21 protein-coding genes are annotated in these 18909 nt (G+C 64.5%); all 21 read right to left on the minus strand.

The window, feature by feature from the left end; genetic code table 11:
- Positions 1-40: 40 nt before the first annotated feature.
- Entirely contained in the window at positions 41-301 is a 261-nt protein-coding gene (locus HEQ22_RS07860; RefSeq protein WP_432770629.1) for a DUF1467 family protein, read from the minus strand.
- Positions 302-315: 14 nt separating this feature from the next.
- Entirely contained in the window at positions 316-1950 is a 1635-nt protein-coding gene (locus HEQ22_RS07865) for a ribonuclease J (protein ID WP_432770630.1), read from the minus strand.
- On the minus strand, positions 1947-2732 hold the full coding sequence (locus HEQ22_RS07870) for a type III pantothenate kinase (RefSeq protein ID WP_432770631.1): 786 nt from the start codon (positions 2730-2732) through the stop codon (positions 1947-1949). Before HEQ22_RS07870 ends, HEQ22_RS07865 begins: the two co-directional genes overlap by 4 nt.
- A gap of 3 nt (positions 2733-2735) precedes the next feature.
- Positions 2736-3539: a biotin--[acetyl-CoA-carboxylase] ligase gene (locus tag HEQ22_RS07875; protein WP_432770632.1), complete on the minus strand. Its 804-nt coding sequence runs from the start codon at positions 3537-3539 to the stop codon at positions 2736-2738.
- On the minus strand, positions 3461-4894 hold the full coding sequence (nuoN, locus tag HEQ22_RS07880; RefSeq protein WP_432770633.1) for an NADH-quinone oxidoreductase subunit NuoN: 1434 nt from the start codon (positions 4892-4894) through the stop codon (positions 3461-3463). Before nuoN ends, HEQ22_RS07875 begins: the two co-directional genes overlap by 79 nt.
- Positions 4891-6423, minus strand: coding sequence for an NADH-quinone oxidoreductase subunit M (locus HEQ22_RS07885; RefSeq protein ID WP_432770837.1), 1533 nt, complete (start codon positions 6421-6423; stop codon positions 4891-4893). Before HEQ22_RS07885 ends, nuoN begins: the two co-directional genes overlap by 4 nt.
- Positions 6424-6449: 26 nt before the next feature.
- A complete protein-coding gene (nuoL, locus tag HEQ22_RS07890) occupies positions 6450-8498 on the minus strand; it encodes an NADH-quinone oxidoreductase subunit L (RefSeq protein WP_432770634.1) in 2049 nt (682 codons plus the stop codon).
- A gap of 114 nt (positions 8499-8612) precedes the next feature.
- Positions 8613-8918, minus strand: a complete 306-nt coding sequence (gene nuoK, locus HEQ22_RS07895; protein WP_260583119.1) for an NADH-quinone oxidoreductase subunit NuoK — start codon at positions 8916-8918, stop codon at positions 8613-8615.
- A 154-nt stretch (positions 8919-9072) separates the two neighbouring features.
- Entirely contained in the window at positions 9073-9684 is a 612-nt protein-coding gene (locus HEQ22_RS07900; protein ID WP_432770635.1) for an NADH-quinone oxidoreductase subunit J, read from the minus strand.
- 124 nt (positions 9685-9808) lie between these two features.
- A complete protein-coding gene (gene nuoI / locus HEQ22_RS07905) occupies positions 9809-10294 on the minus strand; it encodes an NADH-quinone oxidoreductase subunit NuoI (protein WP_432770636.1) in 486 nt (161 codons plus the stop codon).
- The gene (locus HEQ22_RS07910) at positions 10291-10716 is read right to left on the minus strand and encodes a hypothetical protein (RefSeq protein WP_432770637.1); all 426 of its coding nucleotides are present in this window, start codon (positions 10714-10716) and stop codon (positions 10291-10293) included. The genes nuoI and HEQ22_RS07910 overlap by 4 nt, the downstream gene beginning before the upstream one ends.
- A gap of 5 nt (positions 10717-10721) precedes the next feature.
- Positions 10722-11774: an NADH-quinone oxidoreductase subunit NuoH gene (gene nuoH, locus HEQ22_RS07915; RefSeq protein WP_432770638.1), complete on the minus strand. Its 1053-nt coding sequence runs from the start codon at positions 11772-11774 to the stop codon at positions 10722-10724.
- A complete protein-coding gene (locus HEQ22_RS07920; protein ID WP_432770639.1) occupies positions 11771-11911 on the minus strand; it encodes a hypothetical protein in 141 nt (46 codons plus the stop codon). The genes nuoH and HEQ22_RS07920 overlap by 4 nt, the downstream gene beginning before the upstream one ends.
- The gene (nuoG, locus tag HEQ22_RS07925; RefSeq protein WP_432770640.1) at positions 11908-13920 is read right to left on the minus strand and encodes an NADH-quinone oxidoreductase subunit NuoG; all 2013 of its coding nucleotides are present in this window, start codon (positions 13918-13920) and stop codon (positions 11908-11910) included. The genes HEQ22_RS07920 and nuoG overlap by 4 nt, the downstream gene beginning before the upstream one ends.
- Position 13921: 1 nt before the next feature.
- Entirely contained in the window at positions 13922-14563 is a 642-nt protein-coding gene (locus HEQ22_RS07930; RefSeq protein WP_432770641.1) for a hypothetical protein, read from the minus strand.
- Positions 14564-14568: 5 nt separating this feature from the next.
- Positions 14569-15264: a hypothetical protein gene (locus tag HEQ22_RS07935; protein WP_432770642.1), complete on the minus strand. Its 696-nt coding sequence runs from the start codon at positions 15262-15264 to the stop codon at positions 14569-14571.
- The gene (nuoF, locus tag HEQ22_RS07940) at positions 15261-16547 is read right to left on the minus strand and encodes an NADH-quinone oxidoreductase subunit NuoF (RefSeq protein ID WP_432770643.1); all 1287 of its coding nucleotides are present in this window, start codon (positions 16545-16547) and stop codon (positions 15261-15263) included. The genes HEQ22_RS07935 and nuoF overlap by 4 nt, the downstream gene beginning before the upstream one ends.
- The gene (locus HEQ22_RS07945; RefSeq protein WP_432770644.1) at positions 16548-16709 is read right to left on the minus strand and encodes a hypothetical protein; all 162 of its coding nucleotides are present in this window, start codon (positions 16707-16709) and stop codon (positions 16548-16550) included. It abuts the gene before it with no gap.
- A complete protein-coding gene (locus tag HEQ22_RS07950; RefSeq protein WP_432770645.1) occupies positions 16706-17377 on the minus strand; it encodes a complex I 24 kDa subunit family protein in 672 nt (223 codons plus the stop codon). Before HEQ22_RS07950 ends, HEQ22_RS07945 begins: the two co-directional genes overlap by 4 nt.
- A complete protein-coding gene (locus HEQ22_RS07955) occupies positions 17377-17637 on the minus strand; it encodes a hypothetical protein (RefSeq protein WP_432770646.1) in 261 nt (86 codons plus the stop codon). Before HEQ22_RS07955 ends, HEQ22_RS07950 begins: the two co-directional genes overlap by 1 nt.
- Entirely contained in the window at positions 17634-18851 is a 1218-nt protein-coding gene (locus tag HEQ22_RS07960) for an NADH-quinone oxidoreductase subunit D (protein ID WP_432770838.1), read from the minus strand. The genes HEQ22_RS07955 and HEQ22_RS07960 overlap by 4 nt, the downstream gene beginning before the upstream one ends.
- Between the last annotated feature and the right edge of the window lie 58 nt (positions 18852-18909).

Below are 18909 nucleotides of genomic sequence, written 5' to 3' on the forward strand. Positions count from 1 at the left end.
ATCGGCACCGTCAGTTAAAATCAGCCGATCGGCAGCCCGCTCAGGCCCGCCCGCTCAACACGTCGGGATTAACCCACCCGCTAACATAGGCGACATAGTAAATCACGAAGCCGATCGTCGCGACGATCGTCATCTGCAACAATATCCGCGCTGGCCGAAACACCGCCGGCGCCCCGCGATCCTGTCCGCTGATCAGCGGCGTCGCGTCGTCGCCCGCCTTGCGGCCGTGGAACGGCAGCACGAAAAAGGCGCTGAACGCCCAGAACAGCAGATAGATGGCGAGTGCCGAGGTCCATTTCATCGTCGTCGGTCCGTTCAGGTCTGTACGAGCATCACATCGACGACGGGCTTTTTCCCCGTCCAGTCGGTCGCGACGCGGCGCACCCCCAAACGGATCGCCTCGCGCATTTTCTCCTGGTCCTTGCCCGGCACGCGCGCGGCCTTTTCGGCGGCCTCGCGCATCTCGTCGATAAATGCTTCGCGCTCGTCCTCGACGGGCACGCCGCGATAGCTGACGGCACTGTCGACGAATTTCTTGCCCGAAAAGATCGCCGCCACGGTGATGTGGCCGTGGATCGCCAGCTTGCGCCGCTCGGTCATCGTCTCGCCGTCGGCCGGCAGGATGACGTCGCCGTCGAGGATCAGGCGGCCCGAATGAACCCGCGCGACGATCTGCGCCGGGCCGGGGGCGAGGCGGACGAGGTCGCCATTCTCCTGGATCAGCGCGTCGGGCACCCCCTGTTCGAGGGCGAAGCGCGCCTGTTCATGCATGTGGCGGATTTCGCCGTGCACCGGCACCACCAGCTTCGGACGCAGCCAGCTATAGAGCGCCGCGAGTTCGGGCTGTCCCGGATGGCCGCTGACGTGGATATGCGCCTGTTTTTCGGTGACCGTCAGAATGTCCTTGGCGGCAAGCTGGTTCATGATCCGCCCGATCGCGACTTCGTTGCCGGGAATCTGCTTCGACGAAAAGACGACGGTGTCGCCGGGCGCCAGCTTGATCTGGTGGCTGTCCGACGCCATGCGCGCCAGCGCCGCGCGCGCTTCGCCTTGCCCGCCGGTCGCGATCACCATCAGCTTGTCGCGCGGCAGGCGCATCGCTTCGTCGAAATCGACCGTCGGCGGGAAGTCCTTCAGATAGCCGACCGACCGCGCCACGCCCAAAATGCGGTCGAGCGAGCGTCCGGCAACGCACAGCGTCCGACCCGTCGCGCTGGCAACGCGGCCCAGGGTCTTGAGGCGGGCGGCGTTCGACGCAAAGGTGGTGACGATCACACGCCCGCGGGCGCTGCCGACCGCGTCGAGCAGTCCGTCGTACAGGTCGCCCTCGCTGCCCGACGCCTCGGGGTTGAAGGCGTTGGTCGAATCGCCGACGAGGACGTCGATGCCCTCATCGCCAATCGTGGTCAGCGCCGCGGCGCTCGACGGCGTCCCGAGCACCGGATCGGCGTCGAGTTTCCAGTCGCCCGTGTGAAAGACGCGGCCATAGGGCGTGTCGATCACCGCCGCGCTCATTTCGAGGATCGAGTGCGCGAGCGGCAGGAAGCGGATGCCGAAGGGGCCTAGGTTGAACTGCGCGTCGATGTCGACGACATGGACCTTGACCTGCTTCTCCAGCCCTTCTTCGGCCAGCTTGCCCGCGATCAACCCCGCGGTGAAGCGGTTGGCATAGAGCGGCACGCCAAGGTCGGCGGCGAGGTACGGCAGCGCCCCGATATGATCCTCGTGCCCGTGGGTCAGCACGATACCGAGCAGATCTTTGCGCCGGTCCTCGATAAATTCCAGGTCGGGCATGATGATGTCGATGCCAGGATAATCATGGGTGCCAAAGGTCACGCCAAGATCGAGCATGATCCATTTTCCGTCGCAGCCATAGAGATTGGCGTTCATGCCGATCTCGCCCGATCCGCCGAGCGCGAGGAAAAGCAGCTCCTTTCCGGGAGTCGTCATAATGTCTGATTCCGTTGGTTATAGAGGTGCATCAACCCGTTAAGGGTCAGATCGGGTTCGATACGATCGAACAGATGCGCCTGTTCCTGAAACAATGTCGCGAGGCCGCCCGTCGCGATGACGGTCAGCGGTTTGCCGATTTCGGATTTCATCCGCCCTATTAGGCCTTCCATCATCGAAACATACCCCCAATAGACCCCGATCAGCATCTGGCTTTCGGTGGTGCGTCCGATGACGCTGGGGGTTGCGGGGGCCTCGATCGCGATGCGCGGCAGCTTGGCGGCGGCGGCGACCAGCGCTTCGAGCGAAAGGTTCACCCCCGGCGCGATGATCCCGCCCAGATAGGCGCCGTCGGGCCCGATATGGTCGAGCGTCGTCGCGGTGCCGAAGCTGATCACCAGCTTGTCCTGGCCGGGGGCCACCGCCTGCGCCGCGATCGCGTTGACCGCGCGGTCGGCGCCGACCGAGCGCGGCTCGTCGACCTTCAGCGCAATGCCCCAGGTCACCGGCTCGCGCCCCGCGACCAGCGCGTCGACGCCGAAATATTTGACCGCAAGCAGCTGCAGATTGTGGAGCGCACGCGGCACCACGGTCGAGATGATCACCGCACCCACCTGCCCGCGATCATGGCCTTCGATCCTGAGCAACTGATCGAGCCACACCATATATTCGTCGGCGGTGCGCCGGTCGTCGGTCGCGATCCGCCAGCGCGCCAGCAGCTCGGCGCCATCGAACAGCGCGAATTTGGCATTGGTGTTGCCGACGTCGATCGCGAGCAGCATCGCTTATTTCCCCTCACCGACCGGGCGGCGCAACTCGACGTCGCCCGCATGAACCAGCATGGTCTCCCCGCCCTCGCGGCGCAAGCGCAGCGCACCGTCGGGGGCCAGGCCGTCGAAGACCCCGTCGATCGCCTGTTCGGACACGCGCAGCGGGGTGCCGACGGGATGCGCCTGCGGCAGCCAGGCGGCGATGATGCGGCCGATGCCTTCCTGCCGCCAGGTCCACAACGCGTCGGTCATCGCGATCGCCAGCGCCTCGGCGAAACGGTCGCGATCGAGGCTGGCGCCCTTGTCGGCCAGCGCTGCCGTCGCACGGTCGGGCAGGTCGGGCGCGGCGACCAGGTTGACCCCGATGCCGATGACGATGCTGTCGCGGCTGCGCTCCATCAAAATGCCGGCGCATTTGGCGCCGCCGACCAGCAGGTCGTTGGGCCATTTGAGCTGCGCATCGAGGCTCGGGGCCAGCGCGGCGACCGCCTTCGCCAGCGCCACCCCGGCGACCAGCGCCAGCGTCGCCGGCGACGGGTCGCCCGCGGTCAGATGGACCACGGTCGATCCCATGAAATTGCCCTGTCCGTCGTTCCAGTCGCGCCCGAGGCGCCCGCGGCCCGCGGTCTGGCGGTCGGCGACCAGCCAATGCCCTTCGCCGACATGCTCGCCGGCTGCCAGCCGCGCCAGCAGGTCGGCGTTCGTCGAACCGGTCTGCTGCGTCCGCTCGATCGGCGGGATCAGAACAGCACCACGGCGGCGCTGGCGGAGATGATCGCGAGCACCGGAATGAACAGATATCCGACGACCGACAGCCACAGCGCGCTCGCCGCGATCACCGCATCCTCGAACATCGCGCCGCCGCCCTTCGGCAACTCGGTGTCGGACTTGTCGTCGAAATACATCATCTTGATGATCGCGATGTAATAGAAAGCCCCAATCACCGAGGCGACGATACCGGCAACCGCCAGCGCGAGCAGGTCGGCGTTCACCGCCGCCTCGAACACCAGATATTTCGGCCAGAACCCGAACAAGGGCGGGATACCGGCGAGGCTGAGCATGAACACCGCCATCGCCGCGGCAAGGCCGGGACGGCGTTGCGACAGCCCGGCGAGCGCAGGGATGCTCTCGACGTGGTTGCCGTCGGCGTCGCGCAGTTGCAGCACGACCAGGAACGCGCCCAGCGTCGTCACGACATAGACGAGCAGATAGGTCAGCACGGCTTCGACGCCCTGCTGCGTTCCCGCCGCCAGACCGATCAGCATGAAGCCGACATTGTTGATCGACGAGTAGGCGAGCAGCCGCTTGATATTCTTCTGCCCGATCGCGCCCACAGCGCCGAGGATGATCGAGGCGAGCGCCAGGAAGATGACGATCTGTTGCCACGCGCCGATCGCGGGGCCCATCGCGTCGATCACCACCCGCGTCATTAGCGCCATCGCCGCCACCTTGGGGGCGGTCGCGAAGAAGGTCGTCACCGGGGTCGGTGCGCCTTCATAGACGTCGGGGGTCCACATGTGGAACGGCACGGCGCTGATCTTGAAGCCAAGACCCGCGAGCACGAACACGATGCCAAAGATCAGCCCGATGTTCATCTCGCCGCCCATCGCCGCCGCGATGCCCGCGAACCCGGTGGTCCCGGTGAAGCCATAGAGCAGCGAAATGCCGTAGAGCAGCATCCCCGACGCGAGCGCGCCGAGCACAAAATATTTGAGGCCGGCTTCGCTCGACCGTTCGTCGGTCCGCATGAAGCTCGCCAGCACATAGGCGGCAAGGCTGTTGAGCTCGAGCCCGACGTAGAGCGTCATCAGGTCGCGCGACGACGCCATGATGCCCATGCCGAGCGCCGCGAACAGGATCAGCACCGGATATTCGGCGCGCATCGCGCCGGTGAAGAAGCGCGGGGCGATGATGATACAGACGAAGCTCGCCGCATAGATCAGCAGCTTGGCGAAGCCGCCGAAGCTGTCGACCGCCAGCGTGCCGGAGAAGACCGACGCCTCGACGCCGAACAGTGCCACGACCGCCGCCGCGGCCGCGGCCAGCGTCACGAGCGCGCTGAACTGGTAGACCCCGACCCGGCGGTCGCCGATGAAGGTGCCGAGCATCAGGGTGACCAGCCCGCCGATCGTCAGGATCAGTTCGGGCCAGATGAGCGCGAGATCGGCGGTCATTGGACGCCTCCCGCATGGCTCGATCCGTGGGGCGCGGCGCCATGGCTAGCAGCGGCGGGCGCCGGCTTGCCGATCGCCAGCTGCGCGTCGCCCGCGGGTTTGGCGGGGGCGAGCCGCGCGACCACCGTCCTCACGTCGCCGCGCATCGGCGCGAGGAAGCTTTCGGGATAGACCCCCATCCACAGCGCCACCGCGGCGAGCGGTGCCATGATCGTCCATTCGCGCGGGGTGAGGTCGGGCATCGCCTTGACGTCGTCCTTGGTCAGTTCGCCGAACACGACGCGGCGATAGAGATAGAGCATGTACGCGGCGCCCAAGATGATCCCGGTGGTGCATACGAACGCGACCAGGCTCGACGCTTCATAGATGCCGAGCAGGCTCAGGAATTCGCCGACGAAGCCGCTGGTGCCCGGCAGGCCGATCGACGCCATGGTGAACAGCATGAAGAAGATTGCATAGGCTGGCATATTGACCGCAAGCCCGCCGTAACGGTCGATCTCGCGCGTGTGAAGCCGGTCATAGATCACCCCGACGCAGAAGAAGAGCGCGGCCGAAACGACGCCGTGGCTGAGCATGATGATCAGCGCGCCTTCGATGCCCTGCTGGTTGAACGCGAACAGGCCCGCGGTGACGATCGCCATATGCGCGACCGACGAATAGGCGATCAGCTTTTTCATGTCGCTCTGCACCAGCGCGACGAGGCTGGTATAGACCACCGCGATCATCGACAGCGCAAAGACGATCCACATCAGCTGCGCTGACGCATCGGGGAACATCGGCATCATGAAGCGCAGGAAGCCGTAAGCCCCGAGCTTCAGCAGCACCCCGGCCAGGATCATCGACCCCGCCGTCGGCGCCTGCACATGCGCGTCGGGCAGCCAGGTGTGGACAGGCCACATCGGCATCTTCACCGCCAGGCTGGCGAAAAAGGCAAGCCACAGCCACGTCTGCATCTGGGCCGGGAAGTCGTAACTGAGCAATGTCGGGATGTCGGTCGTCCCCGCTTCGCGGATCATCGCGATCATCGCGATCAGCATCAGCACCGACCCGAGCAGCGTGTAGAGGAAGAATTTATACGCCGCATATTTGCGGTTCGCGCCGCCCCAGATGCCGATGATGAAATACATCGGAATCAACCCGGCTTCGAAGAAGATATAGAACAACAGCAGGTCCTGCGCACAGAACACGCCGATCATCACGACTTCCATCACCAGGAACATCGCCATGTACAGCCCGACCCGGCTCTTGATCGCGTCCCAGCTCGCCAGGATGCACAGCGGCATCAGGAAGACGCTGAGCATGATCAGCATCAACGCCATGCCGTCTATGCCCAGCGCATAGCTGAAGCGGCCGAACAATCCGGCGTGCAGTTCCTGAAACTGCCATTGCGGGCCGCCGATGTCGAACTGCGCCCACAGGATGCAGCCGAGCCCGAACGTCGCCAGCGTCGCACCCAGCGCGACCCAGCGCGCCATCCGGTCGCCGACGAACAGGCAGACGATGGCGGCGATCGCGGGGACTGCCAGCATCAGCGAGAGGATGGGAAACCCGCCGCTCACAGGAAATTCACCATGGCCCAGCTGGCCAGGCCGACAAGCCCGAGCAGCATCACGAACGCATATCCATACACATAACCCGATTGCAGCCGCACCGCGAGCCGCGTGCCGCCCTGAACGAGCGTCGCCGCACCATCGGGACCGAAGCGGTCGATGGTCTGCTCATCGCCGCGCTTCCAGAAGAAGCGCCCGATCGCGAAGGCGGGCTTCACGAAGACGATGTTGTACAGCTCGTCGAAATACCATTTGTTGAACAGGAACTGGTGGAGCAGCCCGAACTGCGCCACGAACCGTGCCGGCAGCGTGGTGTTGCGGATATAGCTGTTCCACGCGAGGAACAGCCCGATCGCCATCACCGCGAACGGCGTCCACTTCACCCACAACGGCACCTCGTGCGCGGCGTGCATCAGATGTTCGTCGAATGCGATGCTGCCGTTCCAGAACGCCAGCCCCTCTTCGGGATAGATGAACGGGTGGTGGAACAATATCCCCGCGAACACCGCGCCGATCGACAGCACGACCAGCGGGATCAGCATGGTGACGGGGCTTTCGTGCGGATGATAGCCCGCGGTCCCCTCGTGCGCGTCGGCAGCGTGCGCATGGTGCGCGTCGTGCCCGGCATGTTCGTCCGACGGATGGTCGTGGTGACCATCATGCACCGCATGCTGGATATGCTCGCTCGCGGCCCAGCGCGGCTTGCCGTGAAAGGTCAGGAAGATCAGGCGCCACGAATAAAAGCTCGTCAGCAGCGCGGCGAAGATACCGACCCAGAAGGCGATCTGGCCGCCGCCGCCGGCAGCGAACGCCGCCTCGAGTATGCCGTCCTTCGAATAGAAGCCGGCAAAGCCGAACACGCCGTAAATGCCGACGCCGGTGATCGCCAGCGTCCCCATCATCATCGCCCAATAGGTGATCGGAATTTCTTTCCGCAGCGCGCCGTAATAGCGCATATCCTGTTCGTGGTGCATCGCATGGATCACCGAACCGGCACCGAGGAACAGCAACGCCTTGAAGAAAGCGTGCGTGAACAGGTGGAACATCGCCGCGCCATAGGCGCCGACGCCCGCGGCGAAGAACATGTAACCGAGCTGCGAGCAGGTCGAATAGGCGATGACGCGCTTGATGTCCCACTGCGTCGTGCCGACGGTCGCCGCGAACAGGCAGGTCGCAGCACCGACGAAGGTGACGACGCCCAGCGCGACTTCACTCGTTTCGAACATCGGCGACAGGCGGCACACCATGAACACGCCCGCGGTGACCATCGTCGCGGCGTGGATCAGCGCCGACACCGGGGTCGGGCCTTCCATCGCGTCGGGCAGCCAGGTGTGGAGGCCTAGCTGCGCCGACTTGCCCATCGCGCCGATGAACAGCAGCAGGCAAAGGATCGTCATCGTGTCGAGACGCATCCCCAGGAAATTGATCGTCGAGCCCGCCATGCCCGGCGCGGCGGCCAGAATCTCGGGGATCGAGACGGTGCCGAACACCAGAAAGGTACCGAAAATGCCGAGCATGAAGCCGAGGTCGCCGACGCGGTTGACGACGAACGCCTTGATCGCCGCGGCGTTGGCGCTGGGCTTCTTGTACCAGAAACCGATCAGCAGATAGGACGCAAGACCGACGCCTTCCCAGCCGAAGAACATCTGGACCAGGTTATTGGCGGTCACCAGCATCAGCATCGCGAAGGTGAAAAGCGACAGATAGGCGAAGAAGCGCGGCTGGTCCGGGTCTTCCTCCATATAGCCCCAGCTATACAAGTGGACGAGCGCCGACACCGTCGTGATGACGACCAGCATCACCGACGTCAGCGCATCGACGCGCAGCTCCCAGTCGAACTGCAGCGCGCCCGACGACACCCAATGCAGCACCGGGGTCACCCCCGCCTCGCCGGTCCCGCCGACGAACGACAGGAAGATCGGCCAGCTCAGCGCACAGCTGGTGAACAGCGCACCGGTCGTGATAATTTTCGACGCGAACGGGCCGATGGCCCGCTGGCCCAGCCCGGCGACAAGCGCCGCGAGCAGCGGCAGGAAAACGATCGCCTGAATCATGCCAAAACCCCGTAGTCCCAGCGAAGGCTGGGACCGCTATCGGCCTGACGCCGCGTTGCCGCGCGGACGATCCCAGCTTTCGCTGGGATGACGAAATGGGTGAGAATCACCGGCTTACCCCTTCATCCGGTTGGCATCGTCGACGGCAATGGTGCCGCGGCCGCGGAAATAAATGACCAATATGGCGAGCCCGATCGCCGCTTCACCCGCCGCGACGGTCAGCACGAACATCGCGAACACCTGCCCCACCAGATCGTTCAGCGCGGCGCTGAACGCGACGAGGTTGATGTTCACCGCCAGCAGGATCAGCTCGATCGCCATCAGGATGACGATGATATTCTTGCGGTTGATGAAGATGCCGAGCACGCCGAGCGTGAACAGCACCGCCGAAACCGCGAGATAATGGCCGACCGAGATCATAGGACGATCCTCCCCACTTGTGGGGAGGTGGCAGACGCGAAGCGGCTGACGGAGGGGGCTATCGAAGCCCGCCCACGTAGCGCAAGGACGCGAAGCCCCTCCACCGCTGCGCGGTCCCCCTCACCGCGAGCGGGGAGGATTTTTATGGTCGAAATCACAATTCCATCCCCTGCCCGACGCCCGGATCGACGAGGCGCGTCGCATCTTCGGGACGCCGCTGGTTCTGCAGCGAGATATTCTGCGTCCGCACCCCGCCGCGCTGGCGATGCGTCAGGACGATCGCGCCGATCATCGCCACCAGCAGGACGATGCCCGCCGCTTCGAACAGGAAGATGTAGCGCGTGTAGAGCAGTTCGCCGATCTGCTGGATATTGCTCTTGTCGGTCACCGCCGGCGCCGCGCGCGCCGCCAGGTCGATCCCGCCCGCGCTCCACGCGCCCAGCGCAAAGATCAGTTCGGCGGCGAGGATGACGGCGACGAGCGCGCCCAAGGGCATGTAGCGGACGAACCCGGCGCGCAGCTCGGCAAAATCGATGTTGAGCATCATCACGACGAACAGGAACAACACCGCGACCGCGCCGACATAGACGATGACGAGCAGCATCGCGATGAACTCCGCCCCCGCGAGCAGCATCAGCCCCGCCGCGTTGAAGAAGGCGAGGATCAGCCACATCACGCTGTGAACCGGGTTGCGCGCGAAAATCACCATCGCCGCGGAGGCGATGACGATCGTCGCGAACAGGTAAAAGGCGGCTAGTTGTATCATGCCCCTAATCCAAAAAATCCGTTCGGACTGAGCTTGTCGAAGCCCTGTTCTTTCTTGCCGAAAGAGCAGGACGGCACTTTGACAAGCTCAGTGCAAACCGGTTGGGAATCGATGGTCATGGCCCTTACCGATAGGGCGCGTCGGCGGCAAGATTCGCCGCGATCGCGCGTTCCCATTTGTCGCCGTTGGCGAGCAATTTGGCCTTGTCATAGAGCAGTTCTTCGCGCGTTTCGGTCGCGAATTCGAAGTTCGGCCCCTCGACCACCGCATCGACCGGGCACGCTTCCTGACAGAAGCCGCAATAGATGCACTTGGTCATGTCGATGTCGTAACGCGTCGTGCGGCGCGACCCGTCGTCGCGGGGTTCGGCCTCGATCGTGATCGCCTGCGCCGGGCATACCGCCTCGCAAAGCTTGCACGCGATGCAGCGTTCCTCGCCATTCGGATAACGCCGCAGCACATGCTCACCGCGGAAACGCGGCGATAGCGGGTTCTTCTCATACGGATAGTTGATCGTCGCCTTGGGCTTGAAGAAATATTTCAGCGTGAGGGCATGCGCCTTCACGAATTCCCACAGGGTGAACGATTTGATGAGATGCGCGACGCTCATTGTTCTTGTTCCTTCCGGATGTCCGGAAAACAGCTATACTCCCGGCCCCTGCCGGCCTGTGACAGAAGAAGCGTTACCCCCAAGCCGTCACCCTTTTTGCGGTTCAGCGTCATCGTCAGATCCGCTGGGCGACCCTCGCGTTCACCTTTCAGCGAGGCAATAAGACGGCTTCCTTCGTCATCCTGCTCGCTGCGTGCGGCTGTCACCAAGCCCTTTTCGAACAGCGCCGGGCGATTCTTGCGCACGAGCGCGACATCGGGAAGATTCTCGCCGCGGTCGACGTAAAGCAGCCCAAGCTCGCGATAGCCCGTATCCTGCATCACCTCGTCGGTGATGCACATGTGGTGCAAACCTACCTTGCGCCGAAATTCTTCGGGCGCGACGACGCTGGTCTGCACGGCCTGTGCGGCAAGAAATGTCATCCCGATCACGCCCCATACCTCGTCAGCATCAGCCAGCCCGAGATCAGGAAGATCCAGATCAGGCTGATCGGCAGGAAGATTTTCCAGCCCAGGCGCATCAGCTGGTCATAGCGGTAGCGCGGCACCGTCGCCTTCACCCAGCTGAAGATGAAGAAGAAAAACAGGATCTTGGCGAACAGCCAGATGATGCCCGGAATGTCGAACCACGGGATCAGGTCGATGTTGAGCGGCGGCAGCCAGCCACCCCAGAACAGGATCGCGTTGAGCGTCGCCATCAACAGCACATTGGCATATTCGCCGAGCCAGAACAGCGCGAAGCTCATCGACGAATATTCGGTCTGATAGCCCGCGACGAGCTCGCTCTCGGCCTCGGTCAGGTCGAACGGTGCGCGCGCGGTTTCGGCCAGGCTGGCGATCAGGAAGATCACCGCGAGCGGGAACAGCAACAGGTTGAAACCAAAGGCGTTGACGATGCCCAGCCCGTGCCCCTGCTGCGCCTTGATGATCTCGTTCATGTTGAAGCTGTCGGCATACAGCACGACCCCGACCAGAATGAAGCCGATCGAGACTTCATAAGAGATCATCTGCGCCGCGGCGCGCATCGCGGAAAAGAAAGGATATTTCGAGTTCGAGGCCCAGCCCGACAGCACCACGCCATACACCCCGAGCGACGAGATCGCGAGGATGTAGAGTAGCCCGACGTTGATGTCGGCGAGCACCGCACCCGAATTGAACGGAATCACCGCCCACGCCATCAAGGCGACCGTAAAGGTGATGATCGGCGCGATCAGGAACAGCCCGCGGTTCGCACCGGTCGGGATGATCGTTTCCTGCAGGAACACTTTCAGCCCGTCGGCAAAGCTCTGCAACAGCCCGAACGGCCCGACGACGTTCGGCCCGCGGCGCAGCGCGATCGCCGCCCAGATCTTGCGGTCGGCATAGATGATCATCGCCACCGCGAGCATCAGCGGCAGCGCGATGAGCAGGATGCCCGCGACGGTCGCGACGCCCCACGCCCAGTTCGGGTCCATCCCCCAGTTGATGAAGGTTTCGGTCATTTCCGCGTTCCGTCCTGGTTGCGCCAGCCATTATGCGGTCCGGGCCGGTCGGACGTGTTGCGCGGATTGAAGCCGCGCCAGACGGCAAAGCTCATCCCGGCCAACAACACGCTGGCAATCGCATGCACCGGGGTCATTCCGCCGCCTCCGCGAAATCCGCGCCGTGCAAAATCTCTTCCGAGCAGCGCTGCATCGTCGGCGAGGCGCGGCAGATGGCGTTGGTGAGGTAGAAATCCTTGATCGGCGACGGAATCGCGCGCGCCTCGGGCTTCGCGCCCAGCTTCGGCACCGTCCAGCCATAGTCTGCGACGCCTTCGACGCCGAGCGCGGGCACCGCGGCGATCATCGCGGCGCGGCACTGGTCGAAGCTGTCGAAGCCGACCGAAACGCCGAGCGCATCGGCGAGCGCGCGGAAAATGCTCCAGTCCTCGCGCGCGTCGCCCGGCGCGAACACCGCCTTTTCGCTGCGCTGGACGCGGCCCTCGGTGTTGACCGTGGTGAAGTCTTTCTCGGTCCATGCCGCGGCCGGCAGGACGACGTCGGCGGCATGTGCGCCCTTATCGCCATGATGGCCGACATAGACCTTGAACGTGCCCGGAAGCGCCGCAAAATCGACCTCGTCGGCGCCGAGGAAGAAGGCGAGCTTCGGCTTCGCCGCAATCGCGTCCTTGATCCCGCCGGGCAGCCCGTAACCGAGCATCAGCGACCCCATGCGCGCGGCCGAGAAATGGACGACGTTGAAGCCGTTCCAGCCGTCTTTCACCGCACCCACCGTCTTGGCGAGCGCGAGGCCCGCGCCATGGACGCCGGGCACCGACAGCGCGCCGCCGCCGAACACCAGCATCGGCCGCTCGGCGCCCTTCAGCGCGTCGGCGACATGCTTCGGCAGCTTGGCGACCAGCGACGCGTCGTCGCCCAGCCACTCGGTGCGGTACGTCAGGTCGGTTTCGGGGCCGATGGCAAAGACCTTTGCGCCCTTTTTCCACACCGCCTTGCGGATGCGCGTGTTGATCAGCGGCGCTTCCCAGCGCAGGTTCGTGCCGACAAGCAGGATCACGTCGGCATTCTCGGCCTCGGCGATGCCCGTGTTGAAATTGACCGCCGACAGGCTGGTGACGTCATAGTCGAGCCCGGTCTGCCGTCCTTCGAGGAGGTCGGAGCCGAGCGCATTCACCAACGCCTTCGCCGCGAACATCGTCTCGCAATCGGTCAGGTCGCCGGCGATCGCGGCGACCGAAGCCCCGGCGTTCACCGCCCGGATCGCCTCGAACGCCTCGGCCCACGTCGCTTCGACCAGCGCGCCGCCCTTGCGCACATAGGGCCGGTCGAGGCGGCGGCGGGTCAGCCCGTCGACATGGTGGCGCGTCTTGTCGCTCGCCCATTCCTCGTTCACATCGTCGTTGATCCGCGGCAGCACGCGCAGCACCTGCCGCCCACGGCTGTCGATGCGGACGTTCGTCCCCACCGCGTCCATCATGTCGATGCCCAGCGTCTTGGTCAGCTCCCACGGCCGCGCCTCGAACGCATAGGGTTTGCTGGTCAGCGCCCCGACCGGGCACAGGTCGACGACGTTGCCCGACAGCTCGCTCTGGATCGCATGCTCCAGATAGCTGGTGATCTGCATATTCTCGCCGCGCCCGATCGCGCCGATGTCTTCGACCCCGGCGACCTCTTCGGCAAAGCGGACGCAGCGCGTGCACTGGATGCAGCGCGTCATCACCGTCTTGACGATCGGTCCCATATATTTTTCGGTCACCGCGCGCTTGTTCTCGTCATAGCGCGTCGCGCCGCGGCCATAGGCGATGCTCTGGTCCTGCAAGTCGCACTCGCCGCCCTGGTCGCAGATCGGACAATCGAGCGGGTGGTTGATGAGCAGGAACTCCATCACCCCCTCGCGCGCCTTCTTGACCATCGGGCTGTCGGTCTTGATCACCTGCCCTTCGGCGGTCGGCAGCGCGCACGACGCCTGCGGCTTCGGCGGCCCGGGGGCGACCTCGACCAGGCACATGCGGCAATTGCCGGCGATCGACAGGCGTTCGTGATAGCAGAAGCGCGGGATCTCTTTCCCTGCCAGCTCGCACGCCTGCAGGACGGTCGCGCCCTGCGGAACGTCGATCTCTACGCCATCTACGGTAACTTTGGGCATATCAGCTTTCCTGAGCCGCCAGCAGGCGGAAGCTCGCGGTGGCGAGGATCGAGCGGAGGCCGGTGACGCTCGCCTCGACCTTCACCCCCTGCCCGCACATGTCGGCGACCGGCAGCAGCTTGGCTGCGGCCTGCTCTTCGCCGTCCGAACCGGGTTCGCTCGCGAACAGCGCGGCGACATCGTCGGGGGTCGATCGCGCAACGCACATCGCGACCTTGTCCGACGGCGCAAAGGTCGGCGCTTCCTTGCCCGACGCCGCCTTCGCCAGCCGCGCGTTGAGCGGCGCGGTGTCGCGCTCGATCATCACTTCGGCCAGCGCCGCGGCGAACGGCAAATTGTTCATGCGCAGCGTGTCGCGCAGCCCGGTGCGGCGCGCGCAGCCTTCGTTGGCGCGCGACAGGTTGCGCAGGCCGTTGCGATATTCGGTCGTGCGAAAATCGCGCGTCAGCACATCGGCGACCTTGTCCGGGCTGCCGTCGGCGATGCACGCGGCATAGCGCGCCATCGTCTGCCGAGCCTCGGGGCCGGCCTTGTAAATGGCGCCGTCCTTTTCGCGCTCGGGGTCGGGCCACGGCGCCGGCGTCGTGTCCATGCGGACCGGCTGTTCGGGCGCCTGCGCCGCAGCAAGCAAAAACGATAACATCAACATCATGGCGTGGCCTCCGCGGCTTCGAAGCGATGGACGATCGGCTCGGCCACTGCATAGCGCAGCGTCTCGGGCGTGATTTCGATTTCCTGCCCCGCGACGACGCAATCGGGCAGGTGCGGGATCAGTTTGCGCATCGCCGGCCCCTGCCCGCCCTTGCCGGGCTCGGACAGCACCAGTTCGACCGCACCGGCGCTGTCGCGGCTGACCAGGCAATCGCCCATTTCGAACAGCGCCAGCATCGGCGTGTCGAGCGACGCCCCCTCGGGGACCGCGTCATAAGCGTCGGCAAACCACGGCTTGCTGCTCGCCCGCACCGCGGCGGCGCCGCGTCCGTCGGCGAGCAACCGCCGCGCCACCGCCACACCGAGCGACGGGCGCAGCGCGCGCGAGGTGAATTCCAGCATCTTGCCGTCGAGCACAAAGCGCTCGTCGTTCATGCAGATGCCCAGCGGCCCTTCGCTGCGCCGCATCACCCGAAATTCCTCTTCGGTTCCCGGCAGCGTGTCGAGGATTTCGCGCGCGATCCGGTTCTGGCGTTCGGCCATGCACGCGGTCACCAGCGTCATCGTTTCGCTGGTGTCATATTTGGTCGCGGTCTTGCCGATACGCGTGCCGGTGCGCTGCGCCGACGCATCGGTTGGCACAGACGCGGTGACGACAACCGCCGCGGCAAGGATCGGCGCGACCCGTTTCACTCGGCCGCCTCCGCAATCCCGTTGTCCCGAATCCGCCGCTCCAGTTCGGGGCGGAAATGCTTGATCAGGCCCTGGATCGGCCACGCGGCGGCATCGCCGAGCGCGCAGATGGTGTGGCCTTCGACCTGCTTGGTCACGTCGTACAACGTGTCGATCTCGCCGATGTCGGCGTCGCCGGTGCGCAACCGCTCCATCACGCGCCACATCCAACCGGTGCCTTCGCGGCACGGGGTGCACTGGCCGCAGCTTTCATGCTTGTAGAAATAGCTGATGCGGCTGATCGCCTGGACGACGTCGGTCGATTTATCCATCACGATCGCGGCGGCGGTGCCGAGGCCCGATCCGACGGCTTTCAGCCCGTCGAAATCCATCGGACAGTCGATGATTTCGGCCGCGGGGACGAGCGGAACCGACGAACCGCCGGGGATCACCGCGAGCAGATTGTCCCAGCCGCCGCGGATGCCGCCACAATGCTTGTCGATCAGCTCGCGGAACGGGATGCTCATCTCTTCCTCGACAACGCACGGCGTGTTGACGTGGCCCGAAATCTGGAAAAGCTTGGTACCCTTGTTATTCTCGCGCCCAAAGGACGAGAACCACGGCGCGCCGCGGCGCAGGATCGTCGGGACGACCGCGATGCTTTCGACATTATTGACCGTCGTCGGGCAACCGTACAGCCCCGCGCCCGCCGGGAATGGCGGCTTGAGGCGCGGCTGGCCCTTCTTGCCCTCCAGGCTTTCGATCATCGCGGTTTCTTCGCCGCAGATATACGCGCCGGCGCCGCGGTGGACAAAGACGTCAAAATCATAACCCGACTTGGCGGCATTCTTGCCGAGCAGCCCGGCGTCATACGCCTCCTGCACCGCCGCGAACAGCGTCTCGGCCTCGCGGATGAATTCGCCGCGAATGTAGATGTACGCGGCGCGCGCGCGCATCGCAAAGCCCGCGATCAGCGCGCCTTCGATCAGTTTGTGCGGATCGTGGCGGATGATCTCGCGATCCTTGCAGCTACCCGGTTCGGATTCGTCGGCGTTGATGACCAGGAAGCTCGGGCGGTCGGCGCGCGGCTCCTTCGGCATGAAGGACCATTTCAGCCCGGTCGGAAAGCCCGCGCCGCCGCGGCCGCGCAGCCCAGACGCCTTGATCTCTTCGATGATCGCGTCCTGGCCGCGCTTCATCAGATCCTTGGTCTGGTCCCAATCGCCGCGCATCTGCGCGCTTTTCAGATTCCACGGCTGGAATCCGTAGATGTTGGTGAAAATGCGGTCCTTGTCGGCGAGCATCTAGCGGCCCCCACTTTTGTTCTGATACGCACGATAGACGAAATAGCCGACCAAGATCAGCAGGATCGGCCCCAGCAGCGCAAAAGTGACGCGCAGCACGAAACCGAGCACGACCAGCGCGCCGACCGCGGCGAGGATCAGGATGATGTCCTTTTGGGTCATCCCCATTCCTTCCGGTAATCATGGTTGGCAGCGACCATCGCCTTCAATGTGGTCGGGCCGCCCTCGGGCTCGCTCGTGTGCCGCCCCGCGATCTGCGTCCCCGCCTTCGGCGTTTCGCCCGCAGCGAGCGCATCAAGAATCGCAGCCATGCGGTCGAAATCCAGGTCTTCGTAATTGTCGTCGTTGATCTGGACCATCGGCGCATTGGTGCAGGTGCCCATGCACTCGACCTCGGTCAGCGTGAACAGCCCGTCGGGGGTCGTCTTGCCCTTGGTCATCCCGCGATTCTTGCACGCCGCCATCACATCGTCCGACCCGCGCAGCAGGCACGGCGTCGTGCCGCACACCTGCACATGATAGCGGCCGACGGGGGCGAGATTGTACATCGTATAGAAGGACGCGACCTCGTAGGCGCGCATGAACGGCATATCGAGCGATGCTGCGACAAACTCGATCACCGGCACCGGCAGCCAGCCTTGCGTCTGCGTGTCAGCGCCGACCTGGCGCTGCGCGAGGTCGAGCAGCGGCATCACCGCCGAGCGCTGCCGCCCCGCAGGGTAGCGCGCGATGACCGCCTTCGCCTTCGCGGCATTCTCCGCCGTCCACGCAAAAGCGCCCCAGCGCGCGCGGGTTTCGGCTTCGTCGGGGATTTGGGGTGCGTCAGCCATCAGAAATCCAGCGCATTTGAAATGGTATTTTGGAGTCTTTGCACTTCCTTCGACCGCACGATGCGGCGACGGCGAGCGCGCGCGGCACGGACCAACAGGATTATCGCGACCGCCAAACCTCCGCTTGCTACCAAAACTTCGGCGGTGTTCATCGCGTCGGGCCGGAACAAGGACGAAATAGCCAGCAAAAACAGAACGCCGCCAAAGGCGAAGTCGCTCAATTCATGCCATCGCGAGGGGACCGTCAACAACGCGCTCACCGGTCACACTCCCCGAAAACGACGTCGATGGCGCCAATAATCGCGGTCGTATCCGCGAGCATGTGCCCCTTCGACATCATGTCCATCGCCTGCAAATGCGAAAACGCCGTCGGGCGGATCTTGCAGCGGTACGGCTTGTTGGTGCCGTCGCTGACCAGATAGACGCCGAATTCGCCCTTCGGGCTTTCGGTCGCGACATAAACCTCGCCTGCGGGGACGTGAAAGCCCTCGGTGTAGAGCTTGAAGTGATGGATCAGCGATTCCATTGACTGCTTCATCTCGCCGCGCTTCGGCGGCACGACCTTGCGGTCGAGGCTGGCGATCGGGCCGGTCGGCATGTCGCGCAGGCACTGCTTGATGATCTTTGCCGACTGATAGACTTCCTCAACGCGGACCATGAAACGGTCGTAGCAATCGCCGCGGGTGCCGACGGGAATGTCGAATTCCATCGCCGCATAGGCGTCATAGGGCTGCGACTTGCGCAAATCCCACGCGATGCCGCTGCCGCGGATCATCGGGCCGGAGAAACCCCACGCCAGCGCGTCTTCCTTGCTCACCGTCGCGATGTCGACGTTGCGCTGTTTGAAGATGCGGTTGTCGATGACCAGGCTCATCGCGTCGCCGAACAGCTTCGGCAGCCGCGTCTCGCACCATTCGCCGATGTCGACGAGCAGCTTTTCGGGCACATCCTGATGAACGCCACCGGGGCGGAAATAGGCGCTGTGCATCCGCGCGCCCGACGCGCGCTCGAAGAAGTTGAGGCAATCCTCGCGCAGTTCGAACACCCACAGGTTCGGGGTCATCGCGCCGACGTCCATGACGTGCGACCCGATGTTGAGCATGTGATTGCAGATGCGCGTCAGCTCGGCGAACAGCACCCGCAGATATTGCGCCCGCGCCGGAACCTCGAGGTCGAGCAATTTCTCGATGGCCAGCACGTAAGAGTGCTCCATGCCGAGCGGCGAACAATAGTCGAGCCGGTCGAAATAGGGCAGAGCCTGCAGATAGGTCTTATATTCAATCAGCTTCTCGGTGCCGCGATGCAGCAGCCCGACGTGCGGATCGACGCGCTCGATAATCTCGCCATCGAGCTCGAGCACAAGCCGCAGCACGCCGTGCGCCGCGGGATGCTGCGGGCCGAAGTTGATCGTGTAGTTGGTGACCGCCTGATCGCCCGCGGTGTTCGCGGTGTCGACCGGATAGCCTTCAAACATGTCGCCGCCGTGGTGGCGGATCGTCGGGGTGTCGGTCATGCGTCACCTCCCAAAGCAA

The organism is Sphingopyxis sp. (assembly GCF_050916055.1).
GTDB lineage: Bacteria > Pseudomonadota > Alphaproteobacteria > Sphingomonadales > Sphingomonadaceae > Sphingopyxis.

Bases quoted from the DNA above. Each gene is read 5' to 3' on its own strand.
- nuoN (WP_432770633.1), bottom strand. From the start codon at position 4,894: ATGACCGCCGATCTCGCGCTCATCTGGCCCGAACTGATCCTGACGATC.
- HEQ22_RS07885 (WP_432770837.1), bottom strand. From the start codon at position 6,423: ATGCTGGCAGTCCCCGCGATCGCCGCCATCGTCTGCCTGTTCGTCGGC.
- HEQ22_RS07960 (WP_432770838.1), bottom strand. From the start codon at position 18,851: ATGTTTGAAGGCTATCCGGTCGACACCGCGAACACCGCGGGCGATCAG.
- HEQ22_RS07930 (WP_432770641.1), bottom strand. From the start codon at position 14,563: ATGTTATCGTTTTTGCTTGCTGCGGCGCAGGCGCCCGAACAGCCGGTC.
- nuoF (WP_432770643.1), bottom strand. From the start codon at position 16,547: ATGCTCGCCGACAAGGACCGCATTTTCACCAACATCTACGGATTCCAG.
- nuoL (WP_432770634.1), bottom strand. From the start codon at position 8,498: ATGATTCAGGCGATCGTTTTCCTGCCGCTGCTCGCGGCGCTTGTCGCC.
- HEQ22_RS07860 (WP_432770629.1), bottom strand. From the start codon at position 301: ATGAAATGGACCTCGGCACTCGCCATCTATCTGCTGTTCTGGGCGTTC.
- nuoH (WP_432770638.1), bottom strand. From the start codon at position 11,774: ATGACCGAAACCTTCATCAACTGGGGGATGGACCCGAACTGGGCGTGG.
- nuoK (WP_260583119.1), bottom strand. From the start codon at position 8,918: ATGATCTCGGTCGGCCATTATCTCGCGGTTTCGGCGGTGCTGTTCACG.
- HEQ22_RS07920 (WP_432770639.1), bottom strand. From the start codon at position 11,911: ATGACCCCGGTGCATGCGATTGCCAGCGTGTTGTTGGCCGGGATGAGC.
- HEQ22_RS07900 (WP_432770635.1), bottom strand. From the start codon at position 9,684: ATGATACAACTAGCCGCCTTTTACCTGTTCGCGACGATCGTCATCGCC.
- nuoI (WP_432770636.1), bottom strand. From the start codon at position 10,294: ATGAGCGTCGCGCATCTCATCAAATCGTTCACCCTGTGGGAATTCGTG.
- HEQ22_RS07945 (WP_432770644.1), bottom strand. From the start codon at position 16,709: ATGACCCAAAAGGACATCATCCTGATCCTCGCCGCGGTCGGCGCGCTG.
- HEQ22_RS07865 (WP_432770630.1), bottom strand. From the start codon at position 1,950: ATGACGACTCCCGGAAAGGAGCTGCTTTTCCTCGCGCTCGGCGGATCG.
- nuoG (WP_432770640.1), bottom strand. From the start codon at position 13,920: ATGCCCAAAGTTACCGTAGATGGCGTAGAGATCGACGTTCCGCAGGGC.
- HEQ22_RS07870 (WP_432770631.1), bottom strand. From the start codon at position 2,732: ATGCTGCTCGCGATCGACGTCGGCAACACCAATGCCAAATTCGCGCTG.
- HEQ22_RS07950 (WP_432770645.1), bottom strand. From the start codon at position 17,377: ATGGCTGACGCACCCCAAATCCCCGACGAAGCCGAAACCCGCGCGCGC.
- HEQ22_RS07910 (WP_432770637.1), bottom strand. From the start codon at position 10,716: ATGACATTTCTTGCCGCACAGGCCGTGCAGACCAGCGTCGTCGCGCCC.